Source organism: Pseudomonas sp. GW821-FHT04D07 (genome assembly GCF_059420225.1).
On the sequence record NZ_JBWKTH010000001.1, the window covers coordinates 638682 to 653192 of the forward strand.

The following is a 14511-nucleotide window of genomic DNA, read 5'->3' on the forward strand; positions in this document are numbered from 1 at the left end:
CTCCCACAGGTTCCCTGGTATTTCAAAGACTGTATTTCCCTTATGTCCAATCTGGCATAACACTTGCTCCAGCCTTGCCGTGCGACTATGAAAAATCGAATAGTGACGGATTATTGGCATGGCGAAGAGCGAAGCAGCGGTAAAAGAACCCGGCAGTAAAAGCAAACTCAAGCTGATCATCGTCATTGTGCTGGGCGTGCTGCTGGCCATCGGCTTGTCGGTGGGCGCGACCTGGTACTTCATGCACAGTGCCCAGAGCAAACCGGCTCCGGCACCGGTCGAAGCCGCCACCAGCGGCAAGCAGCCGGCGATCTTCGAGCCCATGGCCCCGGCCTTTGTCACCAACTTCAAGGACGCCAGCGGCCGCCAGCGCTATATGCAGGTGAGCATCACCTTGCTGGCGCGTAACCAGGCCGACCTGGAGGCCCTCAAGGTACACATGCCGGTGATTCGCAATAACCTGGTGATGCTGTTCTCCGGACAGACCTACGAAACTCTCGCGACCCCGGTCGGCCAGGAACTGCTGCGCCAGAAAGCCACTGCCAGCGTGCAGGAAGTGGCACAGAAGGAAGTCGGCAAAGTGGTGGTCGAACAGCTGCTCTTCACTAACTACGTATTGCAGTAGGATCACGACATGGCCGTGCAGGATCTGCTGTCCCAGGATGAGATCGACGCCCTCTTGCATGGCGTCGATGACGGTCTGGTGCAGACCGAAACCGCTGCCGAGCCTGGCAGTGTCAAAAGCTACGACCTGACCAGCCAGGATCGCATCGTCCGCGGACGCATGCCGACCCTGGAGATGATCAACGAACGTTTCGCCCGCTACACCCGTATCAGCATGTTCAACATGCTGCGCCGTTCCGCCGATGTGGCGGTCGGTGGCGTGCAGGTGATGAAATTCGGCGAATACGTGCACTCGCTCTATGTTCCCACCAGCCTCAACCTGGTGAAGATCAAACCGCTGCGCGGCACCGCCCTGTTCATCCTCGACGCCAAGCTGGTGTTCAAGCTGGTGGACAACTTTTTCGGTGGCGATGGCCGCCACGCCAAGATCGAAGGTCGTGAATTCACTCCCACCGAACTGCGGGTGGTGCGCATGGTGCTGGAGCAGGCGTTCATCGACCTCAAGGAAGCCTGGCAGGCGATCATGGAAGTCAATTTCGAGTACATCAACTCGGAAGTGAACCCGGCCATGGCCAACATCGTCGGGCCCAGCGAGGCGGTGGTGGTGTCGACCTTCCATATCGAACTCGACGGTGGTGGCGGCGACCTGCACGTGACCATGCCGTACTCGATGATCGAGCCGGTGCGGGAAATGCTCGACGCCGGTTTCCAGTCGGACCTGGACGATCAGGACGAACGCTGGGTCAAGGCCTTGCGCGAGGACGTCCTCGACGTGGCCGTGCCGCTCAGTGCCACGGTCGCCCGTCGCCAGTTGCGCCTGCGGGACATCCTGCACATGCAGCCGGGCGATGTGATTCCGGTGGAGCTGCCGGATGAGATGGTGATGCGCGCCAACGGCGTGCCATCGTTCAAGGTCAAGCTGGGTTCCCACAAGGGCAATCTGGCACTGCAAGTGATTGAGGCGATCGGGCGCCGCTAGGGTGCCGATCAGGAATGCGCTGTGTTAACTGAATTTCTGCTTGCCGAGGACAACTGATGGCTAATGATAACGATATGACTTCCGCCGACGACCAGGCCCTCGCCGATGAGTGGGCGGCCGCGCTGGAAGAAACCGGCGATGCCGGCCAGTCCGATATCGATGCCTTGCTGGCGGCTGACTCCGGCAATTCGTCGAGCGGAAGCCGCCTGCCGATGGAAGAGTTCGGCAGTGTGCCGAAGAACAACGACCCGGTGACCCTCGACGGTCCGAACCTGGAAGTGATCCTCGATATTCCGGTGTCGATTTCCATGGAAGTCGGCAGCACCGATATCAACATCCGCAACCTGCTGCAATTGAACCAGGGTTCGGTGATCGAGCTCGATCGCCTGGCCGGCGAGCCCCTGGATGTGCTGGTCAACGGCACCCTGATTGCCCATGGCGAGGTGGTGGTGGTCAACGAGAAGTTCGGTATCCGTCTGACCGACGTGATCAGCCCGAGCGAACGCATCAAGAAGCTGCGCTGAATGAACAGGCTTCCCGGCATCCTACTGCTGTCGCCGCTCAGTGCCTGGGCGGCGGAACCCCTGGCCACCGCAGCGGCAGCCACGCCGAGCGCACCCGGCAGCATGGCCGGGCAGTTGACGCAGTTGGTGCTCGGGTTGCTGCTGGTGCTGGGGATCATCTTTGTCCTCGCCTGGCTGTTGCGCCGTGTACAACAGGTCGGCCCGGGGGCCAAGGGGCGGCAGGTGATCGAACTGATCGGCTCGCGCGCCCTCGGCCCGCGTGACCGCCTGGTGCTGGTGCAGGTCGGCAATGAGCAGATCCTGCTCGGGCTGACGCCGGGCACCATCACCCCGCTGCATGTGCTCAAGGAACCGGTCCAGGTGCCGAGCGGCGAGCAGGCCACACCTGAGTTCGCTCAACGCCTGATGGAATTGCTGGGTAAGGATAAGAAGTGATGGGCGCTTTGCGGTTTGTCTTGACGTTGGCCTTGCTGCTGGCGGCGCCTCTGGCGCTGGCGGCCGATCCATTGTCGATCCCGGCGATCACCCTCGGCACCGGGGCCAACGGCCAGCAGGAATATTCGGTCAACCTGCAAATCCTGCTGATCATGACGGCGCTGAGTTTTATCCCGGCGTTCGTCATGCTGATGACCAGCTTCACCCGGATCATCATTGTGTTCTCGATCCTGCGCCAGGCCCTGGGCCTGCAATCGACGCCGTCGAACCAGATCCTCACCGGCATGGCATTGTTCCTGACCATGTTCATCATGGCGCCGGTCTTCGACAAGGTAAACCATGATGCCCTGCAACCGTATCTGGCAGAGAAGATGACGGCCCAGGATGCGGTGCTCAAGGCTGAGGGGCCGATCAAGGACTTCATGCTGGCACAGATCCGCAGTAGTGACCTGGAACTGTTCATGCGCCTGTCCAAGCGTACCGATATCGCCACGCCCGACCAGGCGCCGCTGACCATTATCGTGCCGGCCTTCGTGACCTCTGAGTTGAAGACCGCCTTCCAGATCGGTTTCATGATCTTCATTCCCTTCCTGATCATCGACCTGGTGGTGGCCAGTGTGCTGATGGCCATGGGTATGATGATGCTGTCGCCGCTGATTATTTCCCTGCCGTTCAAGATCATGCTGTTCGTGCTGGTGGATGGCTGGGCACTGATCATCGGTACCCTGGCCGGCAGTTTTGGCGGTGTCTAGAGCGAGTGATGTGCAATGACTCCTGAAGTCGCAGTCGACATATTTCGCGATGCCCTCTGGCTGACCATCGTGATGGTCACGGTGCTGGTGATCCCGAGCCTGCTGGTGGGCCTGCTGGTGGCAATGTTCCAGGCCGCCACCCAGATCAACGAACAGACCCTGAGCTTCCTGCCGCGCCTGTTGGTGATGCTGATCACCCTGATCGTCGGCGGTCCCTGGATGGTGCAGAAGTTCATGGAGTACATCCTGTCGCTGTACGGTAGCATTCCACAGGTCATCGGTTGACATGTCGCTGCTTGCGCTGACCGATACGCAGATCAGCAGTTGGGTCGCGAGTTTCATGCTGCCGATGTTCCGGGTCGGCGCGGTGATCATGACCATGCCGATCTTCGGGACCACGCTGGTGCCAAGGCGAATCCGCATGTATTTCATCCTGGCGATCACCGTGGTCATCACCCCCGGCCTGCCGCCAATGCCCGAAGTGCATCCTCTGGATCTGAGCGGGCTGCTGCTGGTCGCCGAGCAGATCATCTTCGGAGCCTTGCTGGGGCTCTCCCTACAACTGTTTTTCCAGGCCTTCGTGGTGGCCGGGCAGATTGTTGCGGTGCAGATGGGTATGAGCTTCGCCTCCATGGTCGATCCGGTCAACGGTGTCTCGACGGCGGTGATCGGGCAGTTTTTCACCATGCTGGTGACGCTGATGTTCCTGGCCATGAACGGCCATCTGGTGGTCCTTGAAGTGCTGACCGAGAGTTTCACCACCTTTCCGGTGGGCAGCGGGCTGTCGACCACGGGCTTCTGGATAATTTCCGGCAAGCTCGGCTGGGTACTCGGGGCGGCGCTGGTGTTGGTGCTGCCGGCGATCACCGCGTTGCTGGTGGTGAACATTGCGTTTGGCATCATGACCCGCGCCGCGCCGCAGTTGAACATTTTCTCTATTGGTTTTCCGCTGATCCTGGTACTGGGGATGTTCATCCTCTGGGTCTGCCTGGCGGACATTTTCAACCAGTATCAACCGCTGGCCGTCGAGGCTCTGCAGTTCTTACGCGAATTGGCACGGGCGCGCTGAGCCATGGCAGAGAGCGAGAGCGGTCAGGACAAGACAGAAGACCCCACGGAAAAAAAGAAAAGGGACGCCCGTGAGAAGGGTGAGGTTGCCCGTTCCAAGGAGCTCAATACCTTTGCCGTGATGATGGCCGGTGCCGGGGCCTTGCTGGTGTTCGGTGGTGCCCTGGCGCAAAACCTGGCCGAGTTGATGCGGTTGAACTTCAGCCTGACGCGTGAAGTGGTGGTCGACCAGCGCTACATGGCGATTTTCCTGCTGCATTCGGGGGAAATGGCGATCTGGGCAGTGCAGCCGATCCTGCTCACTATTCTGTTTGCGGCCTTCGTCGGGCCGATTTCCCTGGGGGGCTGGTTGTTCTCCGCCAGCAGTCTGGCGCCGAAGTTCAGTCGGATGAACCCTTTGCCGGGGATCAAGCGGATGGTCTCGATCAAGGCCCTGATGGAACTGCTCAAGGCCATCGGAAAATTTGTCATCGTCCTGTTCGTCGGCCTGTCGGTGCTGTCTTCGGATATCGACGATCTGGTGCGCATTGCCCATGAACCGCTGGAGTTGGCGATCATTCACAGCCTGCAGGTGGTGGGCTGGAGCACCTTGTGGATGTCCCTGGGGTTGTTGATCATTGCTGCGGTGGATGTGCCGGTGCAGCTCTACGAAGCGCACCAGCGGCTGCTGATGACCAAGCAGGAAGTGCGCGACGAGCACAAGGACCAGGAAGGGCGGCCGGAGGTCAAGCAGCGGATTCGCCAGTTGCAGCGCGAAATGTCGCAGCGGCGGATGATGGCGGCGATTCCCGAGGCGGATGTGGTGATCACCAACCCGACCCACTATGCCGTAGCGCTCAAATACGACGCGGAGAAGGGCGGGGCGCCGGTGTTGCTGGCCAAGGGTAGCGACTTCCTGGCTTTGAAAATTCGCGAGATCGCCGTCGAACACGAGATCATGCTGCTGGAGTCGCCGGCCCTGGCGCGATCGATCTACTACTCCACCGAGTTGGATCAGGAGATTCCGGCGGGCCTGTACCTGGCAGTGGCGCAGGTGCTGGCGTACGTCTTCCAGATCCGCCAGTACCGCGCCGGCAAGGGCAAGCGCCCCGATCCTCTGAAGGGCGACCTGCCGATTCCGCCGGATCTGCGCCGCGATACCTGATCAGTGCTCCTTTGGCGCTACTCGGTATAAATACGACTTTTGCGTGCGCCATCACCTATCCATTTAAACCTCGTCGACAGAGTTGGAAGGCTTCTTGCAGAGGCAGGCCTATGGCGCCCGTGGCGTCAAAAGTTTGCTTCAAGGTGACGAGGAATACCGGTGGATCGCTCTCAACTTCTCAACTCGGCGCGCAGCAACCTGAGCAGCCTCGGCCGGGGCAACCTGGGTGTGCCGGTGCTGCTGTTGGTCATGCTGGCGATGATGATGTTGCCAGTGCCGGCGTTCCTGCTGGATGTGTTCTTCACCTTCAACATCGCCTTGTCGATCGTGGTCCTGCTGGTCTGCGTCTATGCCCTGCGGCCGCTGGACTTTGCGGTGTTCCCGACCATCCTGCTGATCGCCACGCTGTTGCGTCTGGCATTGAACGTGGCCTCGACCCGGGTGGTCATGCTCCACGGCCAGGAAGGCCACGCCGCGGCCGGTAAGGTGATCCAGGCCTTCGGTGAGGTGGTGATCGGCGGCAACTACGTGGTCGGTATCGTCGTCTTCGCGATCTTGATGATCATCAACTTTGTCGTGGTCACCAAGGGTGCCGGACGGATTTCCGAGGTGAGCGCGCGTTTCACCCTCGATGCGATGCCCGGCAAGCAGATGGCGATCGACGCCGACCTCAACGCCGGCCTGATCGATCAGCCACAGGCCAAGCTGCGGCGTCTGGAAGTCGCTCAGGAAGCCGAGTTCTACGGCTCGATGGACGGTGCCAGCAAATTCGTCCGCGGTGACGCCGTCGCCGGCCTGCTGATTCTGTTCATCAACCTGATCGGCGGCATGGCGGTCGGGATCTTCCAGCACCATATGAGCTTTGCCGACGCCGGCAAGGTCTACGCCTTGCTGACCATTGGTGACGGTTTGGTGGCGCAATTGCCATCACTGTTGTTATCCACAGCCGCGGCGATCATGGTGACCCGGGCTTCCGGTTCGGAAGACATGGGCAAGCAGATCAGCCGGCAGATGTTCGCCTCGCCCAAGGCCCTCGCTGTCGCCGCCGGCCTGATGGCGGTGATGGGCCTGGTGCCGGGCATGCCGCACTTTTCCTTTATCAGCCTGGCGGCCGTGGCCGGCGGCATGGCTTATATGCTCTGGAAAAAACAGAATGTCGCCAAGGTCCAGGCCCTGGCCGAAGTCCAGCGCCAGCAGGACCTGCTGCCATCGCCGGCACGGACCATGGAAACCAAGGAGCTGGGCTGGGACGACGTCAGTCCCATCGACATGATCGGCCTGGAAGTCGGTTATCGCCTGATTCCACTGGTGGACCGCAACCAGGGCGGGCAATTGCTGGCGCGGATCAAGGGGGTGCGCAAGAAGCTCTCCCAGGACCTGGGCTTTCTGATGCCCACTGTGCATATTCGTGACAACCTTGACCTGGCACCCAGTGCCTACCGCCTGACCCTGATGGGGGTGACCCTGGCTGAGGCCGAGATTTACCCGGATCGCGAGCTGGCGATCAATCCGGGCCAGGTCTACGGCCCGCTCAACGGGATTACCGCCAAGGACCCGGCCTTTGGTCTGGAGGCGGTCTGGATCGAGGTCAGTCAGCGTTCCCAGGCGCAGTCCCTGGGGTACACCGTGGTCGACGCCAGCACCGTGGTGGCGACGCACCTCAACCAGATCCTCTACAAGCACTCCAGCGAGCTGATCGGCCACGAGGAAGTCCAGCAACTCATGCAATTGCTGGCCAAGGGCTCGCCGAAGCTGGCCGAAGAGCTGGTGCCGGGGATCATTTCCCTGTCGCATCTGCTCAAGGTGCTGCAGGCCTTGCTCGCCGAACACGTGCCGGTCCGCGACATCCGCAGCATTGCCGAAGCGATCGCCAACAATGCCTCCAAGAGTCAAGATACTGCCGCTATGGTTGCCGCGGTTCGCGTCGGATTGTCCCGTGCAATCGTCCAAAGCATTGTGGGGCTTGAGTCCGAGCTGCCTGTGATCACCTTGGAGCCCAGGTTGGAACAGATATTGCTCAATAGTCTGCAGAAGGCCGGACAAGGCTCGGAAGAAGGCGTTCTTCTGGAACCGAGCATGGCCGAGAAACTCCAGCGTTCGCTGATCGACGCCGCCCAGCGCCAGGAAATGCAAGGGCAGCCGGTGATCCTGCTGGTAGCTGGACCGGTTCGCGCGATGCTTTCGCGGTTTGGACGACTGGCGGTGCCAAGTTTGCATGTCTTGGCCTACCAGGAAATTCCGGACAACAAGCAAGTGACCATCGTTGCGACAGTAGGGCCCAACGGCTGAGGTAGTGGGTTATGCAAGTTAAGCGTTTTTTCGCCGCCGATATGCGTCAGGCCATGAAGCTCGTGCGTGATGAGCTGGGCTCGGACGCGGCCATTATCGGCAACCGCCGGATTGCGGGCGGTGTCGAGCTGACGGCTGCCCTGGACTACAAGCTCTCGGCGCTGTCGCCGCGGGTGCCGAACATGGAGCTCGAAGACGAGCTGCGCAAGACCCAGTCGCGTATCGTCACCGCCCAGGCCGAACTGAGCTTGCGCAGTGACGGCGATACCGACAACGCAACCAATCGCCAACTGTTCGCCGGCCTGCCGCTGACCGCCGCCGAGCCGCTGATCGAACCGACTTTCGACGAGCCGCGGCGCCCGGCGCCAGCGCCTGTGGTGCACGCCCCGGCGGTGGACCAGCGGGTGTTCGACTCGATGCGTTCGGAACTCAACGGCCTGCGTGAGCTGCTGGAAGTCCAGCTGGGCTCCCTGGCCTGGAACCAGTTGCAAGGCCGTCAGCCGCAGCAGGCCAACCTCTGGCGCCGTCTGCAGCGCATCGGCCTGTCCGGGCCGCTGTCGCGCGACCTGCTGGAACTGGTTACCGGGATCGACGAGCCACGCCAGGCCTGGCGCATGCTGCTGGCGCACCTGGCGCGGATGATTGTCACACCCGAGATCGAGCCACTGGAAGAGGGCGGTGTGATTGCCATGGTCGGTCCTGCCGGCATGGGCAAGACCACCACGCTGGCCAAGCTGGCGGCGCGCTACGTGCTCAAGTACGGCGCGCAGAACATCGCGCTGGTGAGCATGGACAGCTTCCGCATCGGCGCCCAGGAGCAGCTCAAGACCCTGGGGCGGATCCTCAATGTCTCGGTGACCCATGTCGACCCGGGCCAGTCCCTGGCCCAGGCCCTCGATCCGCTGCTGCGCAAACGCGTGGTGCTGATCGATACCGCCGGCCTGCAGGCCAGCGACCCGGCGTTGCGCATGCAACTGGAAAGCCTGGCCGGACGCGGGATCAAGGCGAAGAATTATCTGGTCCTGGCTACCACCAGCCAGAAACAGGTGCTGACGGCCGCCTACCACAGCTATAAACGCTGCGGGCTGGCCGGTTGCATCCTGACTAAACTGGATGAAACGGCGAGCCTCGGCGAAGTGCTGAGCCTGGCTATCAGTCACGAACTGCCCGTGGCCTATCTGACCGACGGGCCGCGTATTCCGGATGATCTGCACCTGCCACGCCGGCATCAACTGGTGTCCAGGGCGGTCAGTGTGCAAATGCAGGAAGAACCCAGCGAGGAAGCCATGGCCGATATGTTCGCTGATATCTACCACAGCCCGTCGAAGCGGGTGGGCTGAGATGAGTATTCAGACGTTGCAAATTACCTACATCGATGGTCTGCCACGCATTGTTCCGACAAGTGAACGCGCAGCCACTTATGTGGCCTTCCGTCTAAGCAAGACAAGGTAAGAAGAGAACATGGGCAGCATGCATCCCGTACAGGTGATCGCGGTGACCGGCGGCAAAGGTGGCGTCGGGAAGACCAACGTGTCAGTGAATTTGTCCCTGGCGCTGGCTGAGCTTGGCCGGCGCGTCATGCTGCTGGATGCGGATCTGGGGCTGGCGAATGTCGACGTCCTGCTCGGCCTGACCCCCAAACGCACCCTGGCCGACGTGGTCGAGGGCCGCTGCGAACTGCGCGACGTACTGTTGCAAGGTCCGGGCGGGATTCGCATCGTGCCGGCGGCCTCGGGGACCCAGAGCATGGTGCACCTGAGCCCGGCGCAGCATGCCGGCCTGATCCAGGCATTCAGCGATATCGGCGACAACCTCGATGTGCTGGTGATCGACACGGCCGCGGGTATTGGCGAGTCGGTGGTCAGCTTCGTCCGCGCGGCCCAGGAAGTGTTGCTGGTGGTCTGCGACGAGCCGACCTCGATCACCGACGCCTACGCCTTGATCAAACTGCTCAACCGCGACTACGGCATGAACCGCTTCCGCGTACTGGCCAACATGGCCCAGAGCCCGCAGGAAGGCCGCAACCTGTTCGCCAAGTTGACCAAGGTCACGGATCGTTTCCTGGATGTGGCCCTACAATACGTCGGCGCCGTTCCTTATGACGAGTGTGTCCGCAAGGCCGTGCAAAAGCAGCGCGCGGTCTATGAGGCATTTCCCCGTTCGAAATGCGCCTTGGCGTTCAAGGCAATCGCGCAGAAGGTCGACACCTGGCCGCTCCCTGCCAATCCTCGGGGGCACCTGGAGTTTTTCGTCGAGCGTCTGGTGCATCAAACGAGTGCGGGACCGGTTCTATGACTGCCAGTGGCTATCGCATGTATTCCAAGTCGTCACGTGACAGCCAGTATGAACTGATCGAGCGTTACGCACCTTTGGTCAAACGTATTGCCTATCACCTGCTGGCGCGACTGCCGGCCAGCGTTCAGGTCGAGGATCTGATCCAGGCCGGGATGATCGGTCTGCTGGAGGTCTCGACCAAGTACGACGCGAGCAAAGGTGCCAGTTTCGAGACCTATGCCGGCATCCGTATCCGCGGCGCGATGCTTGATGAAGTGCGCAAGGGTGACTGGGCACCGCGTTCGGTGCACCGCAATACACGCATGGTCAGTGACGCAATTCGTGCAATTGAAGCAAAAACCGGCCGTGACGCTAAAGATCACGAGGTTGCAGCCGAACTCCAATTGAGTCTCGACGATTATTACGGGATTTTGAACGATACCTTGGGCAGTCGCCTGTTCAGTTTCGACGACCTGTTGCAGGACGGCGAACATGAAGGGCTGCACGAGGACGGCGCGAGTGCTCATCTCGAACCGTCGCGCGATCTGGAAGATGAACGCTTCCAGGCGGCGCTGGCGGATGCGATTGCCAATTTGCCGGAGCGTGAGCGACTGGTGTTGGCGCTGTACTACGACGAAGAGCTGAACCTCAAGGAAATTGGTGAGGTGCTGGGGGTCAGCGAATCGCGAGTCAGCCAGTTACACAGCCAGTGCGCGGCCCGCTTGCGGGGGCGTTTGGGGGAGTGGCGAGCGCGTTGAAGGCAGTGCGGGAACACTGCGAACGAGACCGACATGGCGTTTGACGCCCTGTGGGAGACTCGGCCGGATGAGGTTTCCATGCAGTCGTTGAGTGCTGTGCCGAATTGATTGAACAGCGCGTCCAGGTGCTGAACGCGTTTAAGACTGCTTGGAGGTCGAATTGGACAAGAACATGAAAATCCTCATCGTTGACGATTTTTCAACGATGCGGCGGATCATCAAGAACCTGTTGCGTGACCTCGGGTTCACCAACACGGTTGAGGCGGACGACGGTACTACCGCGATTCCCGTCCTCAACAGCGGTAGCATCGACTTTCTGGTCACTGACTGGAACATGCCCGGCATGACCGGCATCGATCTGCTGCGCCACGTGCGTGCCGATGAAAAGCTCAAGCACCTGCCGGTGTTGATGGTCACGGCCGAAGCCAAGCGCGAGCAGATCATCGAAGCTGCCCAGGCCGGTGTAAACGGCTATGTGGTCAAACCATTCACGGCCCAGGCGTTGAAAGAGAAGATCGAGAAAATCTTCGAACGCATCGGCTGATGAAGTCCACCACGGGGGCGCTATGGAGCACAACGAATCTTCACTGGGTGATTTTGAACTAACCCTGAAAAAACATGCCCGCGAACTGGTCGACAGCCTTGAAAAAGGTCGATTTGGCGACGCGGTGCAAATGATCCATGAGCTGAATCAGACCCGTGACCGTGGCCTGTACCTGGAAGTCGGCAAGCTCACCCGCGAATTGCACAGCGCTATTGTCAACTTCCAGATCGACCCGCATATGCCGCAGGCCGAGGAAGTCTCGCAGATCACCGACGCCACCGAGCGCCTGTCCTATGTGGTCAGGCTGACGGAAGCCGCGGCCAACCGCACCATGGACCTGGTGGAGAGTGCGACCCCGAGGGTCACTGGCCTGAACGTGGAGGCCAAGGCCTTGGGCGCTGACTGGAGCCGTTTCATGCGGCGCGAAGTCGGTGCCCAGGAGTTTCGCGAGTTGGCGCGGCGGGTCGAGACGTTCCTGTCCCGCAGCGAGCAGGAAACCCGCGCGGTGTCGAGCGAGCTGAACGATATTCTGCTGGCCCAGGATTACCAGGACCTTACCGGTCAGGTGATCAAGCGCGTGACCCAAATGGTCACCGAAGTGGAAAGCAACCTGCTCAAACTGGTGCTGATGGCCAGCCAGGTCGACCGTTTTGCCGGTATCGAGCATGATCACGATGCCATCCTTGCCGAAAAAGATCCGCAAAATGAGTTGGCCAAGGGTGTAGGTCCGCAGATTCATGCCGATAAACGTGAAGACGTTATGTCCGGTCAGGACGATGTCGACGATTTGCTTTCCAGTCTTGGATTCTAGGAGCACCCAAACACATGAGCTTCGGCGCCGATGAAGAGATCCTTCAGGATTTTCTGGTTGAGGCCGGCGAGATTCTGGAGCAACTGTCCGAACAACTGGTCGAGCTGGAAAGCCGGCCTGATGATGCGGACCTGCTCAATGCAATCTTTCGCGGTTTTCACACTGTAAAAGGGGGCGCCGGCTTCCTCCAGCTCAACGAGCTGGTGGAGTGCTGTCACATCGCCGAGAACGTGTTCGACATCCTGCGCAAGGGTGAGCGACGTGTCGACTCGGAGCTGATGGACGTGGTCCTGGAAGCGCTGGATGCGGTGAACGGCATGTTCAGCGAAGTGCGCGAACGTGGCCCGATCACTGCGGCAACCCCGGAACTGCTGGCGGCCTTGGCGCGTCTGGCGGAACCGGCGGCTGCCGAAGTCGTGGCCGCGCCGGTGGCCGAGGCCGTGGTGCCTGAAGCGGTCGCTGAAAGCGAGTCTGGTGACATCACCGACAATGAATTCGAATTGCTGCTCGACTCCCTGAACAGCGTCAAGGCCGCAGCCGAGGCACCAAAAGCCATGGCCGTGGGTGCGGCGCCGGGCGAGGCTGGCGGCGATGAAATCACTGATGCCGAGTTCGAATCGCTGCTCGACCAGTTGCACGGCAAGGGCCAGTTCGCCCCGGATGCGGTCGCGGCACCGACTTCGCCGGCAGCCCCAGCTGCCGCCAGCGGTGCGCCGGAAAGTACCGATATTACCGACGACGAATTCGAAGCTTTGCTGGACCAGTTGCATGGCAAGGGGTCGTTCAAGGTCGAAGCGCTCGATACCACCGCGGCTTCGGCCCAGGCGGCTGAAAGTACAGGCGCCGCCAGCGGTGACCTGATCACCGACCAGGAATTCGAATCGCTGCTCGACGAGTTGCATGGCAAGGGCAAATTCACCGAAGTGGCCGCGACCACGGCGGTGGCTACGCCGGTGGCGGCCAAACCGGCCGCTGCTGCCGCGCCTGCCGCCAAGGCACCTGCTCCGGCAGCGGCGACGCCAGCCCCGGCCAAGGCCGCGCCGGCACCGGCACCGGCTCCGGCCCGCGCGCCGGCACCTGCCGCCGCCGCTGGTGACAAGCCGGCCGCCAGCGAAGCGGAAACCACCGTGCGGGTCGATACCGCGCGCCTGGACGAGATCATGAACATGGTCGGCGAACTGGTGCTGGTGCGTAACCGCCTGGTGCGCCTGGGCTTGAACAGTGGCGATGAGGCCATGTCCAAGGCCGTGTCCAACCTCGACGTGGTGACCGCCGACCTGCAGACCGCGGTGATGAAAACCCGCATGCAGCCGATCAAGAAAGTTTTCGGCCGCTTCCCGCGCCTGGTTCGCGACCTGGCCCGGCAGTTGAAGAAAGAGATCAACCTGGAACTGGTGGGCGAAGAGACCGACCTCGACAAGAACCTGGTGGAGGCCCTGGCCGACCCGCTGGTCCACTTGGTGCGCAACTCGGTCGACCACGGTATCGAAGAACCGGCCGACCGCGAGGCCATGGGCAAGTCCCGCAGCGGTCGGGTGATCCTCTCCGCCGAGCAGGAAGGCGACCACATCCTGCTGTCGATCTCCGATGACGGCAAGGGCATGGACGCCGACGTGCTGCGCAGCATCGCGGTGAAGAAGGGCCTGATGGACAAGGATGCGGCCGATCGCCTGAGCGAGACCGACTGCTTCAACCTGATCTTTGCCCCGGGTTTCTCGACCAAGACCGAGATTTCCGACGTGTCCGGGCGTGGCGTGGGCATGGATGTGGTGAAAACCAAGATCGCCCAGCTCAACGGCACCATCAACATCTACTCGACCAAGGGCAAGGGCTCGAAGATCGTCATCAAGGTCCCGTTGACCCTGGCGATCATGCCGACCCTGATGGTCATGCTCGGCAACCAGGCCTTTGCCTTCCCGCTGGTCAACGTCAACGAGATCTTCCACCTCGACCTGTCGCGCACCAACGTGGTCGACGGCCAGGAAGTGGTGATTGTCCGCGACAAGGCCCTGCCGCTGTTCTACCTCAAGCGCTGGCTGGTCAGCTCGGCCGCTCACGAAGAGCAGCGCGAAGGCCATGTGGTGATCCTTTCAGTGGGCACCCAGCGGATCGGCTTCGTCGTCGATCAGTTGGTCGGCCAGGAAGAAGTGGTCATCAAACCGCTGGGCAAGATGCTGCAGGGGACTCCGGGTATGTCGGGCGCCACCATTACCGGTGACGGTCGCATTGCCTTGATTCTCGACGTGCCGAGCATGCTCAAGCGTTACGCCGCACGGCGTATTTGATTCTGGACCGGCGGCGGCGCTTAA

At 61.2% G+C, this 14511-nt stretch carries 15 protein-coding genes; all 15 read left to right on the top strand.

Annotated elements, in window-relative coordinates:
• The first annotated feature begins 118 nt into the window (after positions 1 to 118).
• The 15 genes from fliL to AC07T0_RS03080 all read left to right on the top strand — a co-directional run bounded on the left by fliL (position 119) and on the right by AC07T0_RS03080 (position 14487).
• On the top strand, positions 119 to 625 hold the full coding sequence (fliL, locus tag AC07T0_RS03010) for a flagellar basal body-associated protein FliL (protein ID WP_494999785.1): 507 nt from the start codon (positions 119 to 121) through the stop codon (positions 623 to 625).
• Between the two features lie 9 nt (positions 626 to 634).
• On the top strand, positions 635 to 1603 hold the full coding sequence (fliM, locus tag AC07T0_RS03015) for a flagellar motor switch protein FliM (protein WP_494999786.1): 969 nt from the start codon (positions 635 to 637) through the stop codon (positions 1601 to 1603).
• Positions 1604 to 1659: 56 nt separating this feature from the next.
• Complete coding sequence (gene fliN / locus AC07T0_RS03020; protein ID WP_248799550.1) at positions 1660 to 2127, top strand: flagellar motor switch protein FliN; 468 nt, start codon at positions 1660 to 1662, stop codon at positions 2125 to 2127.
• Positions 2128 to 2562, top strand: a complete 435-nt coding sequence (gene fliO / locus AC07T0_RS03025; RefSeq protein WP_494999787.1) for a flagellar biosynthetic protein FliO — start codon at positions 2128 to 2130, stop codon at positions 2560 to 2562.
• Positions 2562 to 3314, top strand: coding sequence for a flagellar type III secretion system pore protein FliP (gene fliP / locus AC07T0_RS03030; RefSeq protein WP_494999788.1), 753 nt, complete (start codon positions 2562 to 2564; stop codon positions 3312 to 3314). The genes fliO and fliP overlap by 1 nt, the downstream gene beginning before the upstream one ends.
• Before the next feature lie 15 nt (positions 3315 to 3329).
• Positions 3330 to 3599: a flagellar biosynthesis protein FliQ gene (gene fliQ, locus AC07T0_RS03035; RefSeq protein WP_248799553.1), complete on the top strand. Its 270-nt coding sequence runs from the start codon at positions 3330 to 3332 to the stop codon at positions 3597 to 3599.
• A 1-nt stretch (position 3600) separates the two neighbouring features.
• Complete coding sequence (fliR, locus tag AC07T0_RS03040; protein WP_248799554.1) at positions 3601 to 4383, top strand: flagellar biosynthetic protein FliR; 783 nt, start codon at positions 3601 to 3603, stop codon at positions 4381 to 4383.
• Positions 4384 to 4386: 3 nt separating this feature from the next.
• Entirely contained in the window at positions 4387 to 5526 is a 1140-nt protein-coding gene (gene flhB / locus AC07T0_RS03045; RefSeq protein ID WP_494999789.1) for a flagellar biosynthesis protein FlhB, read from the top strand.
• Positions 5527 to 5685: 159 nt separating this feature from the next.
• Positions 5686 to 7815, top strand: coding sequence for a flagellar biosynthesis protein FlhA (gene flhA, locus AC07T0_RS03050; protein ID WP_494999790.1), 2130 nt, complete (start codon positions 5686 to 5688; stop codon positions 7813 to 7815).
• Between the two features lie 11 nt (positions 7816 to 7826).
• The gene (gene flhF / locus AC07T0_RS03055; RefSeq protein ID WP_494999791.1) at positions 7827 to 9155 is read left to right on the top strand and encodes a flagellar biosynthesis GTPase FlhF; all 1329 of its coding nucleotides are present in this window, start codon (positions 7827 to 7829) and stop codon (positions 9153 to 9155) included.
• Between the two features lie 121 nt (positions 9156 to 9276).
• On the top strand, positions 9277 to 10110 hold the full coding sequence (gene fleN, locus AC07T0_RS03060; protein ID WP_040069867.1) for a flagellar synthesis regulator FleN: 834 nt from the start codon (positions 9277 to 9279) through the stop codon (positions 10108 to 10110).
• The gene (fliA, locus tag AC07T0_RS03065) at positions 10107 to 10847 is read left to right on the top strand and encodes an RNA polymerase sigma factor FliA (RefSeq protein WP_177092549.1); all 741 of its coding nucleotides are present in this window, start codon (positions 10107 to 10109) and stop codon (positions 10845 to 10847) included. Before fleN ends, fliA begins: the two co-directional genes overlap by 4 nt.
• 172 nt (positions 10848 to 11019) lie before the next feature.
• Positions 11020 to 11391: a chemotaxis response regulator CheY gene (locus tag AC07T0_RS03070; protein WP_003183998.1), complete on the top strand. Its 372-nt coding sequence runs from the start codon at positions 11020 to 11022 to the stop codon at positions 11389 to 11391.
• A gap of 22 nt (positions 11392 to 11413) precedes the next feature.
• Positions 11414 to 12202, top strand: a complete 789-nt coding sequence (locus AC07T0_RS03075; protein WP_494999792.1) for a protein phosphatase CheZ — start codon at positions 11414 to 11416, stop codon at positions 12200 to 12202.
• 14 nt (positions 12203 to 12216) lie between these two features.
• The gene (locus tag AC07T0_RS03080) at positions 12217 to 14487 is read left to right on the top strand and encodes a chemotaxis protein CheA (RefSeq protein WP_494999793.1); all 2271 of its coding nucleotides are present in this window, start codon (positions 12217 to 12219) and stop codon (positions 14485 to 14487) included.
• Positions 14488 to 14511 lie beyond the last annotated feature (24 nt).